Source organism: Cellulomonas septica (genome assembly GCF_012396155.1).
In the GTDB taxonomy this organism is placed as follows: domain Bacteria; phylum Actinomycetota; class Actinomycetes; order Actinomycetales; family Cellulomonadaceae; genus Cellulomonas; species Cellulomonas septica.
The window spans coordinates 1-7,599 of the sequence record NZ_JAAXOY010000113.1 but is presented as its reverse complement, the minus strand read 5'-3'; the positions used below and the strand labels follow the sequence as shown (position 1 = coordinate 7,599).

Genomic DNA, 7,599 nt, shown 5'->3' with positions numbered 1-7,599 from the left:
GGTCCGGAGGCCGCGCTCGCGCTCGTCGGGGCCGCGCGTCGGCTCAGCGTCGCGGCGAAGGCGCGTGAGGTGCGCGGCGTCGACCGCGTGGTGATCCGCGACGGCGACGCGATCTCGGCGATGCTCGCCCGCCTGGGCGCGCACGAGACGATGCTGGTGTGGGAGGAGCGGCGCGTGCGCCGCGAGGTGCGCGGCACCGCCAACCGGCTCGCGAACTTCGACGACGCGAACCTGCGTCGTTCCGCCCGCGCGGCGGTCGCCGCGGGCGCCCGCGTCGAGCGCGCGTTCGAGATCCTCGGCGACGACCTGCCGGAGCACCTGCGCGAGGCCGGGGAGCTGCGCCTCGCGCACAAGGAGGCGTCGCTCGAGGAGCTCGGCAAGCTCGCCGAGCCGGCGCTCACCAAGGACGCCGTCGCGGGCCGGATCCGGCGCCTGCTGGCGACGGCCGACAAGCGCGCCCAGGAGCTCGGGATCCCGGACACCGAGGCCGGGCTGAGCCCCGACCTGCTCGACCTCTGACGCGGTCCCCGGGCTGACCTGCGCGGACCCGCGCGCAGGCACCCGGACGGGTGTCCACCCTGGGACCTCCGACCCCCGTGGCCTCCGTCACGGGTATAGGGTTGCGTCATCCGATCGTCACACGACCGTCACGTGCTGCGCATGAGTCGGTCGAGGGCGAGCGGAACGCACATCGGCGTGCGTTGACCCCAACACCCATTGTGTGCGCCGACCTCGTCGGCGCTGCCGAGGAGGGCAAGTGACCATCAAGGTCGGCATCAACGGCTTCGGTCGTATCGGTCGCAACTTCTACCGGGCCATCGTCGCGTCGGGCGCGGACATCGAGATCGTCGGTGTCAACGACCTGACGGACAACAAGACGCTCGCCCACCTGCTCAAGTACGACACGGTCCTCGGCCGCTTCCCGCTGAGCGTGGAGTTCGACGACGAGAACATCATCGTCGACGGCAAGAAGATCCGCGCCCTCGAGGAGCGCGACCCGGCGAACCTCCCCTGGGCGGAGCTGGGCGCGGACATCGTCATCGAGTCGACCGGCTTCTTCACGGACGCCACCAAGGCGAAGGCGCACATCGACGCCGGTGCCAAGAAGGTCATCATCTCCGCTCCGGCGAAGAACGAGGACGGCACCTTCGTCGTCGGCGTGAACCACGAGCAGTACGACGCCGCGACGCAGCACATCATCTCGAACGCGTCGTGCACGACGAACTGCCTCGCCCCCGTCGCGAAGGCCCTCAACGACGCCATCGGCATCGAGCGCGGCCTCATGACGACGATCCACGCCTACACGGGTGACCAGAACCTGCAGGACGGCCCGCACCGCGACCTCCGTCGCGCCCGCGCCGCCGCGCAGAACATCGTCCCCACGTCGACCGGTGCGGCCAAGGCCGTCGCCCTCGTGCTCCCCGAGCTCAAGGGCAAGCTCGACGGCTTCGCGCTCCGCGTGCCGACGATCACCGGCTCGGCCACGGACCTGACCTTCACCGCCTCGCGCGAGGTCACGGTCGACGAGGTCAACGCCGCTGTCAAGGCCGCCGCCGAGGGCCCGCTCAAGGGTGTCCTGGAGTACGTCGAGGACGAGATCGTCTCGAGCGACATCGTCACCAACCCGCACCAGAGCATCTTCGACTCGAAGCTCACGAAGGTGATCGGCGACCAGGTCAAGATCATCGCCTGGTACGACAACGAGTGGGGCTACTCCAACTCGCTCGTCACCCTCACGCAGTACGTGGGCGACCGTCTCTGACGAACCCCGCTCAGCACACGTCATGCGTCCGCGTGCGCCCCGGCCACGGCCTCGGCGCACGCGGACGCTGTCGTGTGAGCACCCCTCGGACCCCCGACCGACGTGAGCCGGCCGGTTCTGCAAGGTAGGAGACCATGAAGACCATCGAGGACCTCGGCGACCTGCGCGGCAAGCGCGTGCTCGTCCGCTCCGACTTCAACGTGCCGCTCGACGGCACGACGATCACCGACGACGGCCGCGTCCGCGCGGCCCTGCCGACGCTGCAGGCCCTGCTCGGCGCCGGCGCGCGCGTCGTCGTGACCGCGCACCTCGGCCGCCCGAAGGGCGCCCCGGAGGACAAGTACTCGCTCGCGCCCGTCGCCGCGCGCCTCGGCGAGCTGCTCGGCCAGCCGGTCGCGCTGGCGAAGGACACCGTGGGGGGGTCCGCCCGCGAGACCGTCGCCGCGCTCGAGGACGGCCAGATCGCGCTGCTCGAGAACATCCGCTTCGACGCGCGCGAGACGTCCAAGGTCGACGAGGAGCGCGCGTCGCTCGCCGACGACCTCGCGGCCCTCGCCGACGTGTACGTGTCGGACGGCTTCGGCGTCGTGCACCGCAAGCAGGCGTCGGTCTACGACGTCGCCCTCAAGCTGCCGCACGCCGTGGGCAAGCTCGTCCTCAACGAGGTCGAGTCGCTCAAGAAGGCGACCGAGAACCCCGAGCGCCCGTACGTCGTCGTGCTCGGCGGCTCCAAGGTCTCCGACAAGCTCGGCGTCATCTCGAACCTGCTGACGAAGGCGGACCGTCTCGTCATCGGTGGCGGCATGCTGTTCACGTTCCTCGCCGCCAAGGGCTACTCGGTCGGGAACTCGCTGCTCGAGGCCGACCAGATCGACACGGTCAAGGGCTACCTCGCGCAGGCGCAGGACGCCGGCGTCGAGATCGTGCTCCCCGTCGACATCCGCGTCGCCGACGAGTTCAAGGCCGACTCGCCCTCGTCGGTCGTCGCCGCGGACGCCATCCCGGACGGCAAGATCGGCCTCGACATCGGCCCCGAGTCGGAGCAGCTGTTCGCGTCGAAGATCGTCGACGCCAAGACGGTCGTCTGGAACGGCCCTGCGGGCGTGTTCGAGTTCGAGGCGTTCGCCGGCGGCACGCGTGCGGTCGCCCAGGCCCTGGTCGACGCGGGCGCGAACGGTGCCTTCACGATCGTCGGCGGCGGCGACTCCGCCGCGGCCGTGCGCACGCTCGGCTTCGACGAGGCGGGCTTCGGCCACATCTCGACGGGCGGCGGCGCCAGCCTGGAGTTCCTCGAGGGCAAGACCCTCCCCGGTATCGCTGTCCTGGAGGACTGAGCATGACGCAGCGCACCCCGCTCATGGCGGGCAACTGGAAGATGAACCTGGACCACCACCAGGCGACGCACACGCTGCAGAAGCTCGCGTGGACGCTCAAGGACGCCAAGCACGACTACGCCACGGTCGAGGTCGCGGTCATCCCGCCGTTCACCGACCTGCGCAGCGTGCAGACGCTCGTCGACGCCGACAAGCTCCAGATCGCCTACGGCGCGCAGGACCTGTCGGCGCACGAGTCCGGTGCGTACACCGGTGAGATCTCGCCGCTGTTCCTCACCAAGCTCGGCGTGACCTACGCGCTCGTGGGCCACTCGGAGCGGCGCGAGTACCACGCCGAGTCGGACCAGCTGATCAACGCGAAGGTGAAGTCGTCGCTCAAGGCCGGCCTCGTGCCGATCCTGTGCGTCGGCGAGGACCTCGACACGCGTCGTGCCGCCGCGCACGTGCAGCACACCCTGCTGCAGCTCGAGGCCGCGCTGGCCGACGTGACGGCCGAGCAGGTCCGCACGCTCGTCATCGCGTACGAGCCCGTCTGGGCGATCGGCACGGGCGAGACGGCGACGCCCGAGGACGCGCAGGAGATGTCCGAGGCGATCCGCGGCCGCGTCGCGGAGCTGTACGACGCCGAGACGGCCCAGGCCGTGCGCGTCCTGTACGGCGGCTCCGTGAAGTCGTCCAACGTCGCGTCGATCATGGCGAAGCCCGACGTCGACGGCGCCCTCGTGGGCGGCGCGAGCCTCGACCCGGAGGAGTTCGCCAAGATCGTGCGCTTCCATTCGCACGAGGTCGGGCTCTGACCTGACAGGCACCGGGGCCCCGTGCACGCGCTCGACGCGGCACGGGGCCCCACGCCTGTGGGCGGTGGTGGCTTTTCCCGCCACGAGTCGCCTACCCTGTACCGCGGTCCACCGCAGCGTCGCCGCCATCCGGCCGGTCGACGTGCCCGTCCAGTGAGGAACCGACTCCGCCGTGAACGCCCTGCGCATCACCCTCCAGGTGCTGCTGGTCCTGTCCAGCCTCCTGCTCATCCCGCTGGTGCTCCTGCACAAGGGCAAGGGCGGCGGCCTGTCCGACATGTTCGGCGGCGGCATCTCGAGCAGCGCGGGCAGCTCGGGCGTCGCGGAGCGCAACCTCAACCGGATCACCATCGGTGTGGCCCTGTTCTGGACGGTCGTGATCGTGCTGCTCGGGCTCATCGAGCGCACGGCGAGCTGAAGGAGGCTGGCGATGGCGAGCGGAAGCGCGATCAGGGGGTCGCGAGTCGGAGCCGGCCCGATGGGCGAGGCCGAGCGGGGCGACGCGGCACCGCGGATCTGGATCTCCTACTGGTGCGCGAACGGCCACGAGACGCGGCCGAGCTTCGCGGAGGAGGCCGCCGAGGAGGCGCCCGCGACGTGGGACTGCCCGCGCTGCGGCTTCCCGGCCGGCCAGGACCAGGAGAACCCTCCGTCCCCCAGCAAGAACGAGCCGTACAAGACGCACCTCGCGTACGTGAAGGAGCGGCGGTCCGACGAGGACGGCGCCGCGATCCTCGACGAGGCGCTGGCCTCGCTGCGCGCCCGCCGTGGCGGCCGGATGACCGGCGCCTGACCGGATCAGGCCTCCGCACGACGAAGGGCCCTGCCGCTGAGCGGCGGGGCCCTTCGTCGTTCCGCGTGGCGAGCGTGGACGGGCGTCCCGCTCGTCGAGGTGCTAGCGGTCCGTGCGGCGCAGCAGCGCGAAGCCGTCGTAGCCCTTGGAGCCGACGGTCTGGAGCACCGTGGCGTCCCAGCGGGCGTCCTGCGCGACGCTCGCGACGAAGCGCTGCACACCCTGGACGCGCTCGTCGGGGTGGTGCGGGTCGACGACGGCGCCGCCGCGCACGACGTTGTCGACGACGACGAGCGCACCCGGCCGGACCAGCCCGGCGATGCTGTCGACGTACGCGGCGAGCGTCTGCTTGTCCGCGTCGACGAAGACCAGGTCGAACGGCTCCACGCCGTCGGCCGCCAGGCGTGCGAGCGTCTCCGTCGCCGGCCCGACGAGCACGTCGATCCGCTCGTCGAGGCCCGCGCGCGCGAACGTCTCCGACGCCACACGAGCGTGCTCGGGCGAGATCTCCAGCGTGACGACCCGGCCGCCCTCGGGAAGGGCCCGCGCGAGCCAGAGCGTGCTGTAGCCGCCGAGCGTGCCGAGCTCGAGGACGCGACGCGCGCCGACGCCCTGCGCGAGCAGGTGCAGGAGCTTGCCCTGCAGCGCCGACACCGCGATGTCGGGCAGGCCCGCCTCGCGGGCGCTGTGCTGGGCGTCGACGAGGGCGACGTCCTGCGGCGCGAGCTGCTCGAACCACGTGTCCACGGCCGTCCACTGCACGAGCGGGTCGACGCCCTCGTCGCTCGTTCGGCGGCGTCGATCCACGAGGCGCTGGTCCAGGTGCACGAGTGGCTGTCGACGTACGACGACCTCGTCACCGCGGACGCGTCGTCGCGCCGCTCCGTCAACCGCACGTTCCTGGTCCGCGACATCCTCACGAGCGCCTACGTCTACCTGTCCGCGATGGCCGACTACGTCGCCCACGGCGGCCGGTCGCGCGGGTCCGTCCTCTACAGCGACCCCGAGGGCACGCTGCCGCACGTCGGGTACGGCCCGACCGCCGACGACGAGCTCGACCTGCCCGACGTGTTCCGGTTCCGGCTCGACGGGGGAGCGCTCGACGACGTCGTCCAGGAGACCGGGTGGGTGCCGCCCGCGTCCGAGACACCGGGCGTCGACTGGGCGCCCGTCGTCGAGCGGAAGTCCGACGACCCCGCGGGGCTGCCCGTCTTCCGCTGGCGGCCGCGACGGCCCATCCCGGAGGACGACGACTTCTTCGAGAACGTGTGGCGCGAGTTCCGCACGCACGGGAACGTCTACTGATGACGACGGTGACCGCACGCGTCGCACCGCTGGGCGTCGTGGTGCCGCTGCCCGACGAGCGGGTCGAGGTCCGCGGCGCCGCCTGGCTCGAGACCACCGACCGCGGCCTGCTGCCGCACCGGCTGCCCGCGTGGACGCGCGTGCAGTTCCCCGACCGGTTCGTCGCGCTGTGCGACGAGCAGCCCGCGGGCGTCCGGCTTCGGCTGCGCACCGCCGCCACGCGCCTGCGCCTCGACGTCGACGTGCTGCGCGTCGCCGTCGGCCCGCAGCCGCCCGGTGCGCCCCAGCCGTTCGACGTGGTCGTCGACGGGGTGCTCGTGTCCCAGCCGGACGGTTGTGGGATCGCGACAGGGGGCGGTGTCGTCGAGCTCGAGCCGCACCACGGCACGACCGTCGAGCGTCCCGGCCCGACGTCGTCGGTCGAGCTCGCCCTCGTCCTGGAACCCGTCGCGGCGGGAGCGCGGTCCGTGACCGCCGGGTTCGACGGGCAGCCGGTCGCCGCACGCGTCGACGGGCTGCCGGGTGGCGTCGGGCTCGACCCGGCGCCGGGTCTCGGCGGGATCGACCAGTCGGGTGCAGCCGGGCTCGACGGGTCGCCGGACGTCGTGCGCGACGTCGAGGTGTGGCTGCCGTACGGCGAGGTCGTGCGTCTCGTCGCGCTGCACGCCGACGCGCCCGTGCTCGCGCCGTCGCGTGCGCGGGGCCGACGGTGGGTGCACCACGGCTCGTCCATCAGCCACGGCGCCGCCGCCGACCGACCCACGGGCACGTGGCCCGTCGTCGCCGCGCGCGCGACCGGCCTCGACCTCGTCAACCTCGGCATGTCCGGCAACGCGGTGCTCGACCCGTTCGTCGCCCGCACGCTGCGTGACGCACCCGCCGACGTCATCTCCGTCAAGCTCGGCATCAACGTCGTCAACCACGACGCGATGCGGCTGCGCGCGTTCGTGCCCGCCGTGCACGGCTTCCTCGACACCATCCGCGAGGGGCACCCGACGACGCCGCTCGTCGTCGTCTCACCGCTGCTCTGCCCCCTCGTCGAGGACACGCCGGGCCCCACGTTCATCGACCCGGCGTCGCCTTCCGGTTCTCCCGTCTTCGCGACGCGCGGCCGGCCCGAGGACGTCGCCGACGGACGCCTGACGCTGCGCGTGATCCGCGCCGCGCTCGCGGAGGTCGTCGCGTCGCGGCGGGCCGCCGGCGACGAGGCGCTGCACCTCGTGGACGGCCTCGACCTGTACGGCGACGCCGACTGGGATGCCCTCCCGATGGCCGATCTCCTGCACCCCGACGCGCCCGCGCAGCGGCTCGTGGGGGAGCGGTTCGCGGACGTCCTGCGCGGGCTCCTGGGGTACGCGGGCGGCGCGTCCCGGGCGTGACGCCGACGTCGGCGCCGTGATCGCCGGACGTGGGACGTTCCGACGTCGGCGCCGTGATCGCCGGACGTGGGTCGTGCGGCCGCGCGGGTTCCGATCGCTCGACGTGCGGCCGCGCGGGTTCCGATCGCTCGACGTGCGGCCGCGCGGGTTCCGGTCGCTCGACGTGCGGCCGCGCGGGTTCCGATCGCTCGACGTGCGGCCGCGCGGGTTCCGATCGCTCGACGTGTGG

9 protein-coding genes are annotated in these 7,599 nt (G+C 72.5%); 8 read left to right on the top strand and 1 reads right to left on the bottom strand.

Going from position 1 to position 7,599, the window contains the following annotated elements; genetic code table 11:
• From whiA to HGA02_RS06455, 6 genes are all read left to right on the top strand, one after another.
• A partial coding sequence (gene whiA, locus HGA02_RS06480) for a DNA-binding protein WhiA (protein WP_168678339.1) occupies positions 1 to 519 on the top strand: 519 nt, incomplete at its 5' end.
• 238 nt (positions 520 to 757) lie between these two features.
• Positions 758 to 1,762: a type I glyceraldehyde-3-phosphate dehydrogenase gene (gene gap / locus HGA02_RS06475; protein WP_124343936.1), complete on the top strand. Its 1,005-nt coding sequence runs from the start codon at positions 758 to 760 to the stop codon at positions 1,760 to 1,762.
• 134 nt (positions 1,763 to 1,896) lie between these two features.
• Positions 1,897 to 3,096 carry a phosphoglycerate kinase gene (locus tag HGA02_RS06470; RefSeq protein ID WP_168678338.1) on the top strand — a complete coding sequence of 400 codons (1,200 nt, stop codon included), beginning with the start codon at positions 1,897 to 1,899 and terminating at the stop codon, positions 3,094 to 3,096.
• A gap of 2 nt (positions 3,097 to 3,098) precedes the next feature.
• Positions 3,099 to 3,893, top strand: a complete 795-nt coding sequence (tpiA, locus tag HGA02_RS06465) for a triose-phosphate isomerase (RefSeq protein ID WP_168678337.1) — start codon at positions 3,099 to 3,101, stop codon at positions 3,891 to 3,893.
• 172 nt (positions 3,894 to 4,065) lie between these two features.
• The gene (secG, locus tag HGA02_RS06460; protein ID WP_168678336.1) at positions 4,066 to 4,311 is read left to right on the top strand and encodes a preprotein translocase subunit SecG; all 246 of its coding nucleotides are present in this window, start codon (positions 4,066 to 4,068) and stop codon (positions 4,309 to 4,311) included.
• 12 nt (positions 4,312 to 4,323) lie between these two features.
• Positions 4,324 to 4,686: an RNA polymerase-binding protein RbpA gene (locus HGA02_RS06455; protein WP_168678335.1), complete on the top strand. Its 363-nt coding sequence runs from the start codon at positions 4,324 to 4,326 to the stop codon at positions 4,684 to 4,686.
• A gap of 102 nt (positions 4,687 to 4,788) precedes the next feature.
• On the opposite strand, the gene HGA02_RS06450 is transcribed toward HGA02_RS06455, so the two are convergent.
• Complete coding sequence (locus tag HGA02_RS06450) at positions 4,789 to 5,493, bottom strand: O-methyltransferase (protein WP_343035324.1); 705 nt, start codon at positions 5,491 to 5,493, stop codon at positions 4,789 to 4,791.
• A 15-nt stretch (positions 5,494 to 5,508) separates the two neighbouring features.
• On the opposite strand from HGA02_RS06450, the gene HGA02_RS06445 reads away from it, so the two are divergent.
• Together HGA02_RS06445 and HGA02_RS20815 are read left to right on the top strand one after the other, a co-directional pair.
• The gene (locus HGA02_RS06445) at positions 5,509 to 5,991 is read left to right on the top strand and encodes a hypothetical protein (RefSeq protein WP_246247498.1); all 483 of its coding nucleotides are present in this window, start codon (positions 5,509 to 5,511) and stop codon (positions 5,989 to 5,991) included.
• Positions 5,991 to 7,370 (top strand): SGNH/GDSL hydrolase family protein, encoded by a 1,380-nt coding sequence (locus HGA02_RS20815; RefSeq protein WP_246247497.1) that lies wholly within the window; start codon positions 5,991 to 5,993, stop codon positions 7,368 to 7,370. The genes HGA02_RS06445 and HGA02_RS20815 overlap by 1 nt, the downstream gene beginning before the upstream one ends.
• Positions 7,371 to 7,599: the final 229 nt, after the last annotated feature.